The sequence below is a fragment of the Pseudomonas syringae group sp. J254-4 genome (assembly GCF_032586855.1).
GTDB lineage: Bacteria > Pseudomonadota > Gammaproteobacteria > Pseudomonadales > Pseudomonadaceae > Aquipseudomonas > Aquipseudomonas amygdali.
Window position 1 is genome coordinate 26,351 of record NZ_JAWHOO010000004.1, and the last position, 16,821, is coordinate 43,171.

General features: G+C 57.3%; 14 protein-coding genes and 2 tRNA genes. 14 read left to right on the forward strand and 2 right to left on the reverse strand.

Features of this window, described 5'->3' with window-relative positions; genetic code table 11:
• The first annotated feature begins 3 nt into the window (after window positions 1–3).
• The 14 genes from folP to RYB09_RS06815 all read left to right on the forward strand — a co-directional run bounded on the left by folP (window position 4) and on the right by RYB09_RS06815 (window position 13,263).
• Window positions 4–855, forward strand: a complete 852-nt coding sequence (gene folP / locus RYB09_RS06750; RefSeq protein WP_316887688.1) for a dihydropteroate synthase — start codon at window positions 4–6, stop codon at window positions 853–855.
• A gap of 16 nt (window positions 856–871) precedes the next feature.
• Window positions 872–2,215, forward strand: a complete 1,344-nt coding sequence (gene glmM, locus RYB09_RS06755) for a phosphoglucosamine mutase (protein ID WP_005744973.1) — start codon at window positions 872–874, stop codon at window positions 2,213–2,215.
• Between the two features lie 66 nt (window positions 2,216–2,281).
• On the forward strand, window positions 2,282–3,037 hold the full coding sequence (tpiA, locus tag RYB09_RS06760; protein WP_058407965.1) for a triose-phosphate isomerase: 756 nt from the start codon (window positions 2,282–2,284) through the stop codon (window positions 3,035–3,037).
• A gap of 4 nt (window positions 3,038–3,041) precedes the next feature.
• Window positions 3,042–3,422 carry a preprotein translocase subunit SecG gene (gene secG, locus RYB09_RS06765; protein WP_004656657.1) on the forward strand — a complete coding sequence of 127 codons (381 nt, stop codon included), beginning with the start codon at window positions 3,042–3,044 and terminating at the stop codon, window positions 3,420–3,422.
• Between the two features lie 45 nt (window positions 3,423–3,467).
• Window positions 3,468–3,553, forward strand: a tRNA-Leu gene (locus RYB09_RS06770).
• Between the two features lie 95 nt (window positions 3,554–3,648).
• Window positions 3,649–3,725: transfer RNA gene (locus tag RYB09_RS06775), tRNA-Met, on the forward strand.
• Window positions 3,726–3,855: 130 nt separating this feature from the next.
• Window positions 3,856–4,314 (forward strand): ribosome maturation factor RimP, encoded by a 459-nt coding sequence (rimP, locus tag RYB09_RS06780; protein ID WP_002555126.1) that lies wholly within the window; start codon window positions 3,856–3,858, stop codon window positions 4,312–4,314.
• A 59-nt stretch (window positions 4,315–4,373) separates the two neighbouring features.
• Entirely contained in the window at window positions 4,374–5,855 is a 1,482-nt protein-coding gene (gene nusA, locus RYB09_RS06785; protein WP_003418834.1) for a transcription termination factor NusA, read from the forward strand.
• Window positions 5,856–5,882: 27 nt separating this feature from the next.
• Window positions 5,883–8,414: a translation initiation factor IF-2 gene (infB, locus tag RYB09_RS06790; RefSeq protein ID WP_057403432.1), complete on the forward strand. Its 2,532-nt coding sequence runs from the start codon at window positions 5,883–5,885 to the stop codon at window positions 8,412–8,414.
• Window positions 8,415–8,573: 159 nt separating this feature from the next.
• Complete coding sequence (gene rbfA / locus RYB09_RS06795) at window positions 8,574–8,990, forward strand: 30S ribosome-binding factor RbfA (protein ID WP_002555123.1); 417 nt, start codon at window positions 8,574–8,576, stop codon at window positions 8,988–8,990.
• 3 nt (window positions 8,991–8,993) lie between these two features.
• The gene (truB, locus tag RYB09_RS06800; RefSeq protein ID WP_004416157.1) at window positions 8,994–9,911 is read left to right on the forward strand and encodes a tRNA pseudouridine(55) synthase TruB; all 918 of its coding nucleotides are present in this window, start codon (window positions 8,994–8,996) and stop codon (window positions 9,909–9,911) included.
• Window positions 9,912–10,070: 159 nt separating this feature from the next.
• The gene (gene rpsO / locus RYB09_RS06805) at window positions 10,071–10,340 is read left to right on the forward strand and encodes a 30S ribosomal protein S15 (protein WP_002555121.1); all 270 of its coding nucleotides are present in this window, start codon (window positions 10,071–10,073) and stop codon (window positions 10,338–10,340) included.
• Window positions 10,341–10,515: 175 nt separating this feature from the next.
• Window positions 10,516–12,621 carry a polyribonucleotide nucleotidyltransferase gene (gene pnp, locus RYB09_RS06810; protein ID WP_057402164.1) on the forward strand — a complete coding sequence of 702 codons (2,106 nt, stop codon included), beginning with the start codon at window positions 10,516–10,518 and terminating at the stop codon, window positions 12,619–12,621.
• Window positions 12,622–12,909: 288 nt separating this feature from the next.
• The gene (locus RYB09_RS06815) at window positions 12,910–13,263 is read left to right on the forward strand and encodes a BON domain-containing protein (protein WP_002555119.1); all 354 of its coding nucleotides are present in this window, start codon (window positions 12,910–12,912) and stop codon (window positions 13,261–13,263) included.
• A 147-nt stretch (window positions 13,264–13,410) separates the two neighbouring features.
• Here the strand turns inward: RYB09_RS06815 and RYB09_RS06820 are convergent, their stop codons facing one another.
• Together RYB09_RS06820 and RYB09_RS06825 are read right to left on the reverse strand one after the other, a co-directional pair.
• Window positions 13,411–13,785 carry a DUF2845 domain-containing protein gene (locus RYB09_RS06820; RefSeq protein ID WP_219170201.1) on the reverse strand — a complete coding sequence of 125 codons (375 nt, stop codon included), beginning with the start codon at window positions 13,783–13,785 and terminating at the stop codon, window positions 13,411–13,413.
• Complete coding sequence (locus RYB09_RS06825; RefSeq protein ID WP_316887694.1) at window positions 13,745–16,711, reverse strand: DUF748 domain-containing protein; 2,967 nt, start codon at window positions 16,709–16,711, stop codon at window positions 13,745–13,747. The genes RYB09_RS06820 and RYB09_RS06825 overlap by 41 nt, the downstream gene beginning before the upstream one ends.
• Window positions 16,712–16,821 lie beyond the last annotated feature (110 nt).

Here is a 16,821-nt window from a genome sequence, read left to right on the forward strand (position 1 = left end):
GACATGACATCTGCGCTGTACCCAACCCGGTTGCCTTGCGGCAATCGGGTTCTTGATTTGGCCCGTACGCATGTGATGGGTATCCTCAATGCAACCCCAGACTCGTTTTCGGATGGCGGCCGCTACAGCCAGCTTGATGCTGCCTTGCGTCATGCCGAGGCGATGGTGCTGGCAGGTGCCACACTGATCGACGTTGGTGGAGAGTCGACGCGCCCTGGTGCGCGTCCGGTGTCTGCGTCAGAAGAGGTCGAGCGTGTGGCGCCGGTGGTTGAGGTCATCGCGCGCGAGCTGGATGTGATCATCTCTGTGGACACCTCCACGCCTGAGGTCATGCTGGCGACGGCTGGCCTGGGTGCCGGGCTTATCAATGACGTCCGCTCGCTTCAGCGGCCAGGCGCGCTTGAGGCGGCTGCAAGCACTGGTTTGCCGGTGTGTCTCATGCACATGCTGGGTGAGCCCGGAACCATGCAGAATGACCCGCACTACGAAGACCTGATGGGCGAGGTTTGTGCCTTCCTGGCTGAGCGGATGAAACAGTGTGTTGCGGCGGGAATCGGTCAGCAGCAGATCATTCTTGATCCGGGCTTTGGCTTTGCCAAGACGCTGGAGCACAATCTGAGTCTGTTCAAGCATATGGAGGTGCTGCAAGTGCTCGGCAGGCCTTTGCTGGTAGGTGTTTCGCGCAAAAGCATGATTGGTACTGTATTGGGGCGCTCCGTAGATCAGCGTCTATCCGGTGGGCTGGCCCTGGCTGCTTTGGCTATGACCAAGGGAGCCCGAATTCTACGTGTGCACGATGTCGCCGAAACGGCTGACGTGGTGCGCATGATCGCAGCTGTCCAGGCAGCTGAATAACAACAGTGGGGCATCCATGACTACCAGAAAATATTTCGGAACCGACGGCATTCGTGGTCGCGTAGGGCAATTTCCTATCACGCCCGAGTTCATGCTGAAACTGGGTTGGGCTGCAGGCATGGCCTTTCGCAAGATGGGCGCCTGCCGGATTCTCGTCGGCAAGGACACGCGCATCTCCGGCTACATGTTCGAATCCGCCCTTGAGGCCGGGCTCTCTGCGGCCGGTGCTGACGTGCTCCTGCTGGGGCCTATGCCGACACCTGCGATTGCCTACCTGACACGTACGTTTCATGCCGAAGCAGGCATCGTGATCAGTGCCTCGCACAATCCGCACTACGACAACGGCATCAAATTCTTCTCCGGTCAGGGCACCAAACTGCCTGACGAGATCGAAATGATGATCGAAGAGCTGCTCGATGCGCCGATGACCGTGGCGGAGTCCGAGAACCTCGGCAAGGTTTCGCGAATCAACGATGCCGCAGGGCGTTACATCGAATTCTGCAAAAGCAGCGTGCCGACCAGCACCGACTTTGCCGGCCTGAAGGTGGTCATCGACTGCGCGCACGGTGCGACCTACAAGGTTGCGCCCAACGTCTTTCGTGAGCTTGGCGCGCAGGTTGTGGTGCTTTCTGCGCAGCCTGACGGGCTCAATATCAACAAGAATTGCGGTTCCACTCACATGGAGGCCTTGCAGGCGGCAGTGGTCGCAGAGCATGCCGACATGGGCATTGGCTTCGACGGTGACGGCGATCGCGTGTTGATGGTTGACCATACCGGGACCATCGTCGATGGCGACGAGCTGCTTTACATCATTGCCCGTGATCTGCATGAACGTGGACGCTTGCAGGGTGGTGTCGTCGGCACGTTGATGAGTAATCTCGGGCTTGAACTGGCCCTGGCCGAACAGAACATCCCGTTTGTTCGCGCCAACGTCGGTGACCGTTATGTGATCGCCGAGTTGCTTGAGCGCAACTGGCAGATCGGCGGTGAAAACTCCGGCCATATCGTGTGCTTCCAGCACGCTACTACCGGTGATGCAATCATTGCATCGTTGCAGGTGATACTGGCTCTGCGTCGCAGCGGCATCAGCCTCGCCGAAGCGCGCCTGAAACTGCGCAAATGCCCGCAGATCCTGATCAATGTACGTTTCGCGGGTTCAGGTGTAGACCCGGTTTCACACCCTTCGGTCCAGCAAGCCTGTGCACGTGTTACCGAGCAGATGGCCGGACGTGGCAGGGTGCTGCTGCGCAAGTCAGGCACAGAGCCTTTGGTGCGCGTGATGGTCGAAGGTGAGGATGAAACCCAGGTCAGATCGTATGCCGAAGAGCTCGCAAAACTGGTTGCTGAAGTTTGCGCCTGATTTCGGCTTGCCAGTGTCGGAAGTGTTGGGTAACATCTGCGCCCACTTTGACCCACGAGGTGTAGCATGCGTCGCCCAATGGTAGCTGGTAACTGGAAAATGCACGGTACCCGCGCCAGCGTCGCTGAGCTGATCGAGGGTTTGGGCAAGCAGGTGTTGCCTGGCAGCGTCGATATCGCCGTAATGCCTGCAAGTCTGTTTACCAATCAGGTGATCGAAGGGCTTCAGGCAACGTCGATCATCGTCGGTGCGCAGGATGCAGCCATTCAGGCTGAGCAGGGCGCGCTGACCGGTGAGGTAGCGTCGAGTCAGCTGGCTGATGCAGGTTGCAAGCTGGTACTTGTCGGGCATTCCGAGCGTCGTCAGTTGATCGGCGAGCAGGATCATGTCCTCAACAAGAAGTTTGCGGCGATCCAGGCAAGCGGTCTGACACCTGTGCTTTGCATAGGCGAAACGCTCGAAGAGCGCAAGGCAGGGCAGACGCTTGAGGTTGTCGGGCGTCAGCTGGACAGTGTCATCGCCGAGTTTGGCGTCAGCGCACTGATCAATGCCGTAATTGCCTACGAGCCGGTCTGGGCCATTGGCACCGGATTGACTGCTTCGCCTCAAGAGGCGCAGGAAGTGCACGCAGCAATCCGTGCGCAACTGGCAAAAGAGAATGCCGAAGTCGCACAAGGCGTGCGACTTCTCTATGGCGGCAGCGTGAAGGCGGCCAATGCGGTCGAGCTCTTCAGCATGCCGGATATCGATGGGGGGCTCATTGGTGGAGCTTCCCTGAATGCAGATGAGTTCGGTGCGATCTGTCGCGCCGCGGGAAACTGAAAAAATGCTGGAAACAGTCGTAATCGTTTTTCACCTGTTGGGCGCTCTGGGCGTCGTCGCTCTGGTATTGCTGCAGCAGGGTAAAGGTGCTGACGCCGGTGCGTCGTTCGGAGCAGGTGCATCAAATACTGTCTTCGGAGGTCAAGGAACCTCTACCTTTCTCAGTAAGTTTACTGCTATACTTGCAGCATGTTTTTTCATAACCAGCTTGGGGTTAGGTTACTTTGCTAAAGAGAAAGCTCAACAGCTGACTCAAGTAGGTTTGCCAGATCCCGCAGTACTGGAAGTGAAGCAAAAGCCGGCAGCAGATGATGTACCGGTTCTCGAAGGGCAAAAGCCAGCTGTTGTTCCAGCTGACGTACCTCAAGCCCCAGAGAAGAAGTAAAAAAGAATTCGGCGATGTTTCGTGAGGTCGCCAAAGAGTTGTAATGCCGAGGTGGTGGAATTGGTAGACACGCAACCTTGAGGTGGTTGTGCCCAATGGGTGTAGGGGTTCGAGTCCCCTTCTCGGTACCAATTAACAAGGGAGCCCGCATTAGCGGGCTTTCTTGTAGGTGGATGTTGGATTGACCCAGCAATGGATCGGTCGTATACTTCCGCCCCAGCTTTGTCGCGGGGTGGAGCAGTTTGGTAGCTCGTCGGGCTCATAACCCGAAGGTCGTTGGTTCAAATCCAGCCCCCGCAACCAGTTTTAGCGGAGCCCCTTTTAAGGGGCTTTTTGTTAGCTGGACAGTACATGACGTCGATGTTCAGCGGCGTTTTCAGGGATGGGCTTTTGCCCATTTTTTTATTTCTAAAGCATGCACGAGGGGGTTCAGGTGTCGAGCAAGCTAGAACAGTTGCAGGACTTGTTGGCCCCGGTGGTCGTAGCCCTTGGCTATCAATGCTGGGGGATCGATTTCAGTTCCCAGGGCAAGCATTCGGTGCTGCGCATTTATATTGATAAGGAAGGTGGTGTTCTGGTCGACGACTGCGCAATCGTAAGTCGCCAGATCAGCGGTGTATTGGACGTAGAAGATCCGATCAGCACTGAATACACCCTTGAAGTATCGTCTCCTGGCATGGAGCGCCCGCTGTTCACTATTGAGCAGTTTGCTTCGTACGCCGGGGAACAAGTGAAAATAAAGCTGCGTTCACCTTTCGAAGGGCGACGCAACTTTCAAGGCCTTCTCCGCGGGGTGGAGGAGCAGGATGTCGTGGTGCAGGTTGAAGACCATGAGTTCCTGTTGCCGATCGACATGATCGACAAGGCCAACATTATTCCCACGTTTGACTGAGACGTGCCGGTTACTGCGGATCCCGCGGATCCAATGGCTTGCGAAAGGCGAGGCGTACGATGAGCAAAGAAGTACTGCTGGTTGTTGAGTCGGTGTCCAATGAAAAGGGCGTTCCGGCAAGTGTAATTTTTGAAGCGCTGGAGCTGGCTCTTGCCACCGCTACCAAGAAACGTTTTGAAGATGAAGTAGAACTGCGTGTAGAGATCAATCGCCAGACAGGCAACTACGAGACTTTCCGTCGCTGGACAGTTGTCGAAGACGAAGATCTGGACGATCCTGCGTACGAATTGGCCGTAGACCAGGCTCAAGTCAAGAAGCCAGGTGCCGTTGCGGGCGACCTGATCGAAGAGAAAATCGATTCCATCGAATTCGGTCGTATCGCCGCACAGACCGCCAAGCAAGTCATTGTGCAGAAAGTTCGTGAAGCCGAGCGTGCTCAGGTAGTCGACGCCTACCGTGAGCGTCTGGGTGAAATCATTTCTGGTACTGTTAAAAAGGTTACACGTGACAATGTCATCGTTGACCTGGGTAACAATGCCGAAGCCTTGCTGGCTCGTGAAGACATCATTTCCCGGGAAACTTTCCGGGTCGGTGTTCGCGTCCGTGCTTTGCTGAAGGAAATTCGTACCGAAAACCGTGGTCCTCAGCTGATTCTGTCGCGTACTGCGCCAGAAATGCTGATCGAGCTTTTCCGCATTGAAGTGCCGGAAATTGCCGAAGGTCTCATCGAGGTGATGGCTGCCTCCCGTGACCCGGGTTCTCGTGCGAAAATCGCTGTTCGCTCCAAGGATAAACGAATCGATCCGCAAGGTGCCTGTATCGGCATGCGCGGTTCGCGAGTTCAGGCTGTTTCCGGCGAGCTGGGTGGCGAGCGTGTGGATATCGTTCTTTGGGACGATAACCCGGCGCAGTTCGTGATCAATGCAATGTCCCCTGCAGAAGTAGCGGCAATCATCGTAGATGAAGACGCGCATGCAATGGATATCGCAGTGGGAGCGGACAACCTGGCCCAGGCTATTGGTCGTGGCGGTCAGAACGTGCGTCTGGCAAGTCAGCTGACTGGCTGGACCCTGAACGTAATGACCGAATCGGACATCCAGGCCAAGCAGCAAGCTGAAACCGGTGACATCCTGCGCAATTTCATCGAAGAACTCGAAGTCGATGAAGAATTGGCACAGGTGCTGGTTGATGAAGGCTTCACCAGCCTGGAAGAGATTGCCTACGTACCGTTGGAAGAAATGCTCAACATCGACGGCTTTGACGAAGACATCGTCAACGAGCTTCGCGCTCGTGCCAAGGATCGTTTGTTGACTAAAGCCATCGCTACAGAGGAAAAGCTGGCAGACGCCCATCCGGCCGAAGACCTGCTCTCGCTTGAGGGTATGGACAAGGATTTGGCGATGGAACTGGCGGTGCGCGGCGTAATTACCCGCGAAGACCTGGCCGAGCAGTCTATAGATGACCTGCTCGACATCGACGGCATTGACGATGATCGTGCCGGCAAGTTGATCATGGCCGCCCGAGCCCACTGGTTCGAGTAATTGGGCGCGGCCTGAGGAGAGAAGTGCATGACGCAAGTCACGGTGAAAGAACTGGCCAAAGTGGTCGACACACCGGTAGAGCGCCTGTTACAGCAGATGCGTGAGGCAGGTCTGCCGCACACCGCCGCCGAGCAAGTTGTGACCGATAACGAAAAACAAGCCTTGTTGACGCACCTGAAAAGCGGTCACAAGGCCAAGGTGGAAGAGCCTCGCAAGATTACCTTGCAGCGCAAGACCACCAGCACCCTGCGCGTTGCTGGCAGCAAGAGCATCAGCGTTGAAGTGCGCAAGAAGAAAGTCTTTGTGCAGCGTAGCCCGGAAGAGATCGAAGCCGAGCGCAAGCGCGAGATGGACGAACGCCGTGCGGTAGAAAATGCCGCTCGTCAAAAGGCTGAAGAAGAAGCCAAGCGTCGCGCTGAAGAAGATGCGCGCAATCAGCCTGCCGCCGGCCAGCCTGCTGCGGCACCTGAGCAACCTGTTGCTGCAGCCGAGCCTGTGCGTGAAGCGCCAGCACCAGCAGCGGCTGCTCCGGCACCTGCCAGCGCAGCGCCGTCTGCTGACGCTCGCAAGCGTGACGAACAGCGTCGCCCTGACAAGCCTCGTGCTGACGACCGCAATGCCCGCGGCGGCGACGGGGAGCGTAAAAACGCTCCGCATCGCGCTTCGGTCAAGGAGAAGGCTCCGGCCCCTCGCGTTGCTCCTCGTACTACCGACGAAGAAAGCGACAGCTTCCGTCGTGGTGGTCGCGGCAAGTCCAAGCTGAAGAAGCGCAATGCACATGGTTTCCAAAGCCCTACCGGCCCTGTGATCCGTGACGTTGCCATCGGCGAGACCATCACCGTCGGCGAATTGTCGGCACAGATGTCGGTCAAGGCTGCTGAAGTCATCAAGTTCATGTTCAAGATGGGCACTCCGGTGACCATCAACCAGGTACTGGATCAGGAAACTGCCCAGTTGATCGCCGAAGAGCTGGGCCACAAGGTCACGCTGGTCAGCGACAACGCCCTGGAAGATTCCCTGGCCGAATCGCTGAAGTTCGAAGGTGAGTCGTTCTCCCGTGCACCGGTTGTGACCGTAATGGGCCACGTCGACCACGGTAAGACCTCGCTGCTCGACTACATTCGTCGTGCCAAGGTTGCAGCTGGCGAAGCCGGCGGCATCACCCAGCACATCGGTGCCTACCACGTTGAAACCGAACGCGGCATGGTCACGTTCCTCGACACCCCTGGTCACGCCGCGTTTACCGCGATGCGTGCCCGTGGTGCCAAGGCAACGGATATCGTGATTCTGGTGGTTGCAGCTGACGACGGCGTGATGCCGCAGACCATCGAAGCTGTTCAGCACGCTGTTGCGGCTGGCGTTCCGCTGGTTGTTGCGGTGAACAAGATCGACAAGCCTGGTGCTGACCTCGATCGTATCCGCAGCGAGCTGTCGGTCCACGGCGTGACGTCCGAAGAGTGGGGTGGTGACACGCCTTTCGTTTCGGTATCCGCGAAAATGGGTACTGGCGTCGACGAGCTGCTGGAAGCTGTTCTGCTGCAAGCCGAAGTTCTGGAACTCAAGGCAACTCCTTCGGCCCCGGGTCGTGGTGTTGTTGTCGAGTCCCGTCTGGACAAGGGCCGTGGTCCGGTCGCTACTGTTCTGGTTCAGGACGGTACGCTGCGTCAGGGCGACATGGTTCTGGTCGGTTCGAACTTCGGCCGCATCCGCGCCATGCTTGACGAGAACGGCAAGCCGGTCAAAGAAGCAGGTCCTTCGATTCCGGTCGAAATCCTGGGTCTTGACGGTACTCCGGATGCTGGCGACGAGATGTCGGTGCTGGCTGACGAGAAGAAAGCCCGCGAAGTCGCGCTGTTCCGCCAGGGCAAGTTCCGCGAGGTCAAACTGGCTCGCGCTCATGCCGGCAAGCTGGAGAACATCTTCGAGAACATGGGTCAGGAAGAGAAGAAGACGCTTAACATCGTCCTCAAATCCGACGTCCGCGGTTCTCTGGAAGCATTGCAGGGCGCCCTCGGCGGCCTGGGTAACGACGAAGTGCAAGTGCGCGTAGTCGGTGGCGGTGTCGGTGGTATCACCGAGAGCGACGCCAACCTGGCACTGGCCTCCAACGCTGTACTGTTTGGCTTCAACGTGCGTGCCGATGCTGGCGCGCGCAAGATTGTCGAGCAGGAAGGTCTGGATATGCGTTACTACAACGTGATCTACGACATCATCGAAGACGTCAAGAAAGCCCTTACCGGTATGCTTGGCAGCGACGTCCGGGAGAATATCCTGGGTATTGCCGAAGTCCGCGATGTGTTCCGTTCGCCGAAATTCGGCGCGATCGCAGGCTGTATGGTTCTGGAAGGCACTGTCTACCGTAACCGTCCGATTCGTGTTCTGCGCGAAGACATCGTTATCTTTGAAGGCGAGCTGGAATCCCTGCGCCGCTTCAAGGACGACGCTGCCGAAGTACGTGCAGGCATGGAATGCGGTATCGGCGTCAAGAGCTACAACGACGTCAAGGTCGGTGACAAGATCGAAGTCTTCGAGAAGGTCCAAGTGGCTCGCAGCCTCTAAATCGCGAGCCTCAGGAGTCATGGTGGGAGCTTCGCATGCAAATGCCCTGCTTCCCCCATGGGCTCTAAACGCAACGCCCGGTCTGGCAATTGTCAGGCCGGGCGTTTGCCGCTTTCAGACTGTCAGGGTTTGGTCCCGGATCAGTAACAGGTAACAAGCATGGCAAAAGAATACAGCCGTACCCAACGTATTGGCGATCAGATGCAGCGCGAGCTGGCGCAACTGATCCGTCGCGAAATCAAGGACCCACGTGTGGGTCTGGTCACTATCACCGCCGTAGACGTCAGTCGTGACGTGGGTCATGCCAAGATTTTCATGACCGTCATGGGCCAGGACAGCGCGGAAGAAATCGCACAGACCATCAAGGTGCTCAACTCTGCCGCAGGCTTCCTGCGCATGCAGCTGGCACGCGAAATGAAGCTGCGCAGCGTGCCTCAACTGCATTTCCATTACGACGAAAGCGTCGTGCGTGGTGCGCATCTCTCGGCACTGATCGAGCGTGCAGTGGCACAGGACGGTCAGCATCAGGAAGGCTCGGCATCGCCAGATGCAAAGCCTGAAAGTACCGAGGAATAAAGAGTGGCTCAGGTCAAGCGTATACGCCGCAACGTCAGCGGGATCATCCTGCTCGACAAGCCACTGGGTTTCACTTCCAACGCCGCTTTGCAAAAGGTTCGCTGGCTGCTCAATGCCGAGAAAGCCGGGCATACGGGCAGCCTTGATCCGCTGGCAACGGGTGTTTTGCCGTTGTGCTTTGGCGAAGCGACCAAGTTTTCCCAGTACCTGCTCGATTCGGACAAGTCCTACGAGACTCTGGCGCAGTTGGGCAAAACCACCACGACTGCCGACTCCGAAGGTGAGGTTTTGCTCACGCGTCCGGTGACCGTTGGTCGCGACGATATCGAGGCGGTGTTGCCGCATTTTCGTGGGCAAATCAGCCAGATACCTCCCATGTACTCGGCCCTCAAGCGTGATGGCCAGCCACTTTACAAGCTGGCACGTGCAGGGGAAGTAGTGGAGCGCGAGCCCCGTTCTGTTACTATTGCGCGCCTGGAATTACTTGCTTGCGAAGGCGACACAGCACGTCTGTCGGTCGATTGCAGCAAAGGTACCTATATCCGTACGCTGGTCGAGGATATTGGTGAAAAGCTCGGTTGTGGTGCTTACGTCGCAGAGCTGCGCCGTACCCAGGCGGGGCCTTTCACGCTGGCTCAGACGGTTACGCTGGAAGAACTGGAGCAAGTGCATGCCGACGGCGGCAATGAGGCGGTTGACCGCTTCCTGATGCCATCGGACAGCGGTCTGCTGGACTGGCCGCTGCTGAAGTTTTCGGAGCACAGTTCGTTTTACTGGTTGCACGGGCAGCCAGTGCGCGCGCCGGACGCACCGAAATTCGGTATGGTTCGTGTGCAGGATCACGAAGGTCGCTTCATCGGTATCGGTGAAGTCGCCGAAGACGGGCGTATTGCGCCGCGTCGATTGATTCGGTCAGAGTGACCGGAACCAGTCCGTCCGCAGGCTAGCCTGCGAGCGGGGTGGAATGAGGATGGCTGTCAACAGGCACGGTCATACCTCCTTTTTTAATACGAGGATCTGTCCTCGGCCTGTTGGAAACGTTTCTCCGGAAGCGCTTCCTTGAACAAAAGGATTGCCCACATGGCACTCAGCGTTGAAGAAAAAGCTCAGATCGTAACCGACTACCAGCAAGCTGTTGGTGATACTGGTTCGCCAGAAGTGCAAGTTGCACTGCTGACCGCCAACATCAACAAACTGCAAGGCCACTTCAAGGCCAACGGTAAGGACCACCACTCGCGTCGTGGTCTGATCCGTATGGTAAACCAGCGTCGCAAGCTGCTGGATTACCTGAAAGGTAAGGACGTTAGCCGTTACAGCGCCCTGATCGGTCGTCTGGGTCTGCGTCGCTAATAACGACGTTGCTAGAGGTTGGTTGTCTGTCACGATCCGTCGGGTTTTCCCGGTGGTTCTGGCAGGCTCCCAGCCTCAAGTTTTATCTGGACTGTGGATGGGGCCGATTCCCCACGCTGCCCAAGAATTCGCAAGAAACCAGTTCCCCAAGAGCCACAAAGAAAGGTAGGAAACCGTGAACCCGGTAATCAAAAAGTTTCAGTTCGGTCAATCGACCGTAACCCTCGAGACAGGCCGTATCGCCCGTCAAGCCTCTGGCGCAGTATTGGTCACCGTTGACGACGACGTCAGCGTACTCGTGACTGTGGTCGGCGCCAAACAGGCTGACGCTGGCAAAGGCTTCTTCCCTCTGTCCGTGCACTATCAGGAAAAAACCTACGCTGCCGGCAAGATTCCTGGTGGTTTCTTCAAGCGTGAAGGCCGTCCTTCCGAGAAAGAAACCCTGACCTCGCGCCTGATCGACCGCCCGATCCGCCCGTTGTTTCCAGAAGGCTTCATGAACGAAGTGCAGGTTGTCTGCACCGTCGTCTCCACCAGCAAGAAAATTGATCCGGACATCGCTGCGATGATCGGTACTTCGGCTGCACTGGCCATCTCCGGTATTCCGTTTGACGGTCCGGTCGGTGCTGCGCGCGTTGCTTTCCACGAAAGCACCGGCTACCTGCTGAACCCGACTTACGAGCAACTGCAGGCTTCGAGCCTGGACATGGTCGTAGCCGGTACTTCCGAAGCCGTTCTGATGGTTGAATCCGAAGCCAAAGAGCTGACCGAAGACCAGATGCTGGGCGCTGTGCTGTTCGCCCATGACGAATTCCAGGTGGTGATCAACGCCATCAAGGAACTCGCTGCAGAAGCCGCCAAGCCTGTCTGGGCCTGGCAGCCGAAGCCTGAGGCAACCGCACTGCTGGGCGCTATCCGTGCCGAGTTCGGCGACGCGATCTCCCAGGCTTACACCATCACTGTCAAAGCCGACCGCTATGCGCGTCTGGGCGAGCTGAAAGATCAGGTCGTTGCCAAGCTGGCTGTTGAAGAAGGCAGCCCGTCTGCCAGCGAAGTCAAAGCTGCTTTCGGTGAAATCGAATACCGCACCGTTCGCGAAAACATCGTCAACGGCAAGCCGCGTATCGATGGTCGCGACACTCGCACCGTTCGCCCTCTGAACATCGAAGTTGGCGTTCTGCCGAAGACTCACGGTTCGGCACTGTTCACCCGTGGCGAAACTCAGGCGCTGGTTGTTGCGACGCTGGGTACCGCGCGTGACGCACAGCTGCTCGACACCCTTGAAGGCGAGAAAAAAGACCCCTTCATGCTGCACTACAACTTCCCTCCGTTCTCGGTGGGCGAGTGTGGTCGTATGGGCGGCGCGGGTCGTCGTGAAATCGGTCACGGTCGTCTGGCACGCCGCAGCGTACAGGCCATGCTGCCAGGCGCCGACGTATTCCCGTACACCATCCGTGTTGTGTCGGAAATCACCGAGTCCAACGGTTCCAGCTCCATGGCTTCGGTCTGCGGCGCTTCTCTGGCACTGATGGACGCTGGTGTTCCAATGAAGGCACCGGTTGCCGGTATCGCCATGGGCCTGGTCAAGGAAGGCGAGAAATTCGCCATTCTGACCGACATCCTGGGTGACGAAGACCACCTGGGCGACATGGACTTCAAGGTAGCCGGTACCTCTAAAGGTGTTACCGCGCTGCAGATGGACATCAAGATCAAAGGCATCACCGAAGAAATCATGGAGATCGCCCTGGGTCAGGCCCTGGAAGCTCGCCTGAACATCCTCGGTCAGATGAACCAGATCATCGGTCAGTCGCGTAACGAACTGTCGGCCAACGCTCCGACCATGATCGCGATGAAGATCGACACCGACAAGATCCGTGACGTGATCGGCAAGGGTGGCGCAACCATCCGTGCCATCTGCGAAGAGACCAAGGCTTCGATCGACATCGAAGACGACGGCTCGATCAAGATCTTCGGCGAGTCCAAGGAAGCGGCTGAGGCAGCACGTCAGCGCGTTCTGGGCATTACCGCAGAAGCCGAGATCGGCAAGATCTACGTCGGTAAGGTTGAGCGCATCGTCGATTTCGGCGCGTTCGTCAACATCCTGCCGGGCAAGGATGGTCTGGTGCACATCTCGATGCTGAGCGATGCTCGCGTAGAGAAAGTGACTGATATCCTCAAGGAAGGTCAGGAAGTCGAAGTACTGGTACTGGACGTGGACAACCGCGGCCGTATCAAGCTGTCGATCAAGGACGTAGCCGCAGCGAAAGCGTCGGGCGTCTGATTGATCTGAGCGGCATGTGAAAAAGGACTCTTCGGAGTCCTTTTTTTATGAGCGCAATTAGAGGGTTACAAACGGGGCATGCAAACTGCTCGGTGTAAACATGCATCTTGCAAGCACAATAAGTGAGGAACGGGCAAACTGCACGACCCGGTTAAAAATTAAAAAACTCAACTATATGATTTTAAAGGGTTTTTAGTATATTTGGTTTTTGGCACACCGCTTGCGATATACCTGTTAACCCTGCCACCACACGCTGGTGCAGATTTTGAGAAAAACAGGAGTTATCGTATGAAGAAGTTCGCTATTGCCGCTGCTACCGCTACTGCCCTGACTCTGACCATGGCCAACGCTGCTTTCGCACAGACCTCGGCTCAAGCGCCAATGGTTCTGGCAGCTAACACCACTACTCAAGAAGTCAAAGAAGATACTTCTGACACCTGGATCACCACCAAAGTCAAAGCTGACCTGCTGACCGAGAAAGGCATCCCAGGTTCGGACATCAAGGTTGAGACCAACAAAGGTGTGGTTTCCCTGTCCTCCATGGTAAAAGTTACCGAAGCTCAGAAAAACACCGCCGTCGCTATCACCAAGAAAATCAAAGGTGTTAAAGACGTATCGGCTGCTGGCCTGAAAGCCGAGTAATCGAATACTGCCCATGAACAGCCGCAGTCATTGATTGATGGAAAGTTCATGCGAGGCTACAAGGATGTAGCCATTAAAGGCCCCGACTGAAGAGTCGGGGCCTTTTCTATGGCGGTGAAGAATGGGGGCAGGGGGTAGGGGGGAGCATCAGTTACGACGCTTGCTTTCAATCCCGACCAAGCGACCACCTTCGAAGCGCAGGTACTGATACATGCCGTTATCAGGTCCGTAGATCCATTCCTCGATCCTCACGGCTTCGGACCTTCGGTAGTTGCTATTGAAGGTCTCCTGAGTGCCCAGCACTTCCTGGCTTACGGGCTCTCCGCATTTCTGCTGCACTTCGAATGCCCGGTCCCCCGTGCTGACCAGCTGGTTACCACAGCGCAGGGTTGACGTGGCATATGACGAGGTGGCAACTGACCCGGCCATGGCGGCGAGGGTCAGGTTGATCAGCCGTTTGATTCGGGTACGTGCCAAGGCTTCATTCACTGTCGAGGTGGAGGGGGCTGATGACTTTACCATCTGGCTGGGCCTGACCCAGGTGGGCGTCGACGAAGTACACACGGGCGTCTTCCAGTTTGCCCTTGTCTACCAGGTAGTCCTTGATGCTGCTGGCTCTGCCTTGGCCCAGTTCACGCAGCAATACCTCATTGCTGCTCCAGAACTTGAGCACGGCGGCACGCATCTGGTTTGCACGTTGTTCCTTGCCCAGGTTTGCCCATTCAGCAGGCGGTTGCTGTTTCAGGCGCGTTCTGTAGATACCTTCGAGCATGGGCGCCTTCTCCTCTTCCGGGACCTGTATCAAACCGGCCCTGGCTGGAACCTTGTCGCCGCGTCGCTGGAGGATCTTGTAATACGTGTACTGGTATTCGCGCTCCAGCCGCTGTTGGGCGATCAATGGACCATCACTGCTGGCAGCGCTGGTGCCTTCGATCTCCAGCTTCAGGTCCGGACGCTCCTTGAGCGCCACCGAGAGCTTTTCCAGGGCACTTTGCGCCTCTGCCGACAAATCACTGGAGCCCGGCGCGAAACTCACGCTGCCGAGGTCCTCGGAGCTTCCACCGGCGACCAGCCCGCCGAGCATCTTGAACGGAGCCTGCGCAGCACGCAGCACAAGATTACGCAGGGTTTGCCAGACAATTGGCATCACGCTGAACTGCGGGTTGTTCAGATCGCCCTCGATCGGCAGCTCCAGGGAAATTCGTCCCTGCGTATCCTTGAGCAGCGCGACCGCCAGACGGATAGGCAGGTCCAGCGCATCCGGGCTGTCGACCCGTTCACCCAGTTGCAACTGTTCAACCAGCACCTTGTTCTGCGCCTTGAGCTGACCTTTGGTGATCAGGTAGTGCAGGTCGAGATTGAGCCTGCCCTTGCGGATCCTGAAACCGGCGAACTTGCCGGAGTAGGGAGTGAGGTTGGTCAGCTCGACGCGCTTGAAGCTGGTGGTGATATCCAGACTGGCCATCGGGTCGAACGGGTTGAGGCTGCCTTTGATGGTCACAGGCGCGTATCGATCGACCTTGCCCTGGATGTCCACGGGTGCCGGTGTCGCCTTGCGGTTGTCGATGGTGCCGATGCGACCATTGAGCTGCTGCACGGCGGTGGCAAAGTTCGGGGTCAGGGTCATGTCGGCAAAGTTTGCCGAGCCATCCTTGATATTCACTTCGCCGACGTAGATCGCCAGAGGGTTCTCTGCCTTGGCCTTGGGTTGTGTTCTGGCTGGTTTTGGCTGCGATGCGGTCTTGTCATCAGGCTGCGGAATCAGCAGGTCATCGATATTGGTGGTCCGGTCTTCATTGATCATGAAACGCGCGTAAGGCTGATCCATGTTGACTTTGGCAATCGAAAGGCCCGTGCCGTGCTGGTAGTCCAGCCCTTCGAGTTGCAGTTGTTGCCACTTCAGGAAGTCGCGCTGTTTGAGCGTGTCCAGTGTGTGAAGCTGATTGACCTGCGCTTTGCCGGTGACGCTGAACGCCAGCGGTTCGGTGCTTTTCAGGTTGACCGCCAGATCGCTGCCCAGCATGCCGCTGCGCATTTCCAGACGAATGAATGGGCTGATGTAGGCCTGGGCGAGGCGCAGGTCGATGTCGCGGGTAGTTACGTTAAGTTGTGCACTGACCGGGTTGAGGTTCACATCGCCGGCTGCAGTGAGGTTGCCTTGTTTGCCCAGCCCGGTATCAAGCTTGAGCGTGAAGGGGGATTTGTTCAGGCTGTCGAAATTCTGGATGTCCAGATTCAGCGGGCCAACATCCAGAGCAACGGGCTCTTGAGGTACGCGATCTGCCAGATGGACCATGTAATTGCGCAACTGCACATCTCGCAGCAGCACCTGCCATGGCGTGCTTTGCGTGGCGGGCTTGGCTTTGGCAGAGGCCTCTGTGGCTGGGGCCGGTTCAGCCGCCTTGTCGTCCACGGCCGGTGTTTGCGGTGCCACTGGCTTGCCCGGCTGGCTGGCGAACAGCTTTTGCCAGTCCAGTTGCCCGTCGGCTTCGCGCGCTGCCCAGGTTTCCAGTTTCTGGCTGAGGATCTTGCCTACGGTCACCAGCTGCTTTGCCAGATCGACTGATGTTTCGCTCACGTCCAGGCGTTGCAGGCGTACCAGAGGGCGACCGTCTGGCGTGTTCAACGCGAAGGGCGCGACACTGGCCGACACATTGGTCAACTTCAGCTCGGTTTCCTTGGCCAGATTGAGTGTGTAGGCCGTGCTGAAATTCAGCACGCCGTCCTCAAGCGCCAGCGGCAACGCATCACGCACGTAAGGCCACCACAGCTTCATCTTGCTGTCGGTGACTTTCAGCGTCCCTTCCGAGGTGATCGGTATCAGGCTGATACGCCCGACCCAGTCGATCTGCCCGCCATCCGGACCTGCCGCGACCAGCGTCATGTCGGCATTGTCTTCGGGTAATGTGCTGAGGTTCTTTAGTTCGAAATTGAGTGTGTCGTAGAGAAATTCGATGGGCTGGCTGGGGCGCATATCCCGAAAGTGAACGTAGCCATCGGCCAGTTTGATTTCGTCGATACGCAGCGGGAACGGCTTGCCGGGGGGTTCGTCCTTGCCAGGTTCGCTGGCTGGCAGCTTGAACAGTTGCGCCAGATTGAGTTTGCCTTGCTTGTCGAACAACAGCTCGGTCTTGGGTTTGATCAGCTCGATGCGTTGCAGGTGCAGGGCCCGAGTCCACAGGCTGTTGATTTGCAGGTTGGCATAAAGCTTTTCAAACGCGACCTGTTCCTTGCCCGGCGTGCCGATGTTCAGGCCCCAGAGCGTCAGCTCCAGCGTGTAAGGATTGAATTCCAGGCGTTCAAGCTTCGCCGGCACGGTGGCGTAATTGGCCAATTGCTGATTGGCGATCCGCAGAGCGACACCGGGAAGAATGAAGAACCCCAGCAAGCTGTAGAGCACGATCACAGTCAGCAAGGAGCCAAGTGTGCGTTTCAATCCTCTGGACATGGGCAGCGGCGTCTCTCTCTTTTGGAAGCCCTTGGAGTATGGCATGCCTGTTCGGTTCCCAAGGCACTGCCGTCGCCGCTCGTAGGAACTTTCCGATAGTGCTTTGCGAT

Bases quoted from the DNA above. Each gene is read 5' to 3' on its own strand.
- RYB09_RS06815 (WP_002555119.1), top strand. From the start codon at position 12,910: ATGAAGAAGTTCGCTATTGCCGCTGCTACCGCTACTGCCCTGACTCTG.
- secG (WP_004656657.1), top strand. From the start codon at position 3,042: ATGCTGGAAACAGTCGTAATCGTTTTTCACCTGTTGGGCGCTCTGGGC.
- infB (WP_057403432.1), top strand. From the start codon at position 5,883: ATGACGCAAGTCACGGTGAAAGAACTGGCCAAAGTGGTCGACACACCG.
- RYB09_RS06820 (WP_219170201.1), bottom strand. From the start codon at position 13,785: ATGGTAAAGTCATCAGCCCCCTCCACCTCGACAGTGAATGAAGCCTTG.
- tpiA (WP_058407965.1), top strand. From the start codon at position 2,282: ATGCGTCGCCCAATGGTAGCTGGTAACTGGAAAATGCACGGTACCCGC.
- nusA (WP_003418834.1), top strand. From the start codon at position 4,374: ATGAGCAAAGAAGTACTGCTGGTTGTTGAGTCGGTGTCCAATGAAAAG.
- folP (WP_316887688.1), top strand. From the start codon at position 4: ATGACATCTGCGCTGTACCCAACCCGGTTGCCTTGCGGCAATCGGGTT.
- glmM (WP_005744973.1), top strand. From the start codon at position 872: ATGACTACCAGAAAATATTTCGGAACCGACGGCATTCGTGGTCGCGTA.
- rbfA (WP_002555123.1), top strand. From the start codon at position 8,574: ATGGCAAAAGAATACAGCCGTACCCAACGTATTGGCGATCAGATGCAG.
- rpsO (WP_002555121.1), top strand. From the start codon at position 10,071: ATGGCACTCAGCGTTGAAGAAAAAGCTCAGATCGTAACCGACTACCAG.
- RYB09_RS06825 (WP_316887694.1), bottom strand. From the start codon at position 16,711: ATGTCCAGAGGATTGAAACGCACACTTGGCTCCTTGCTGACTGTGATC.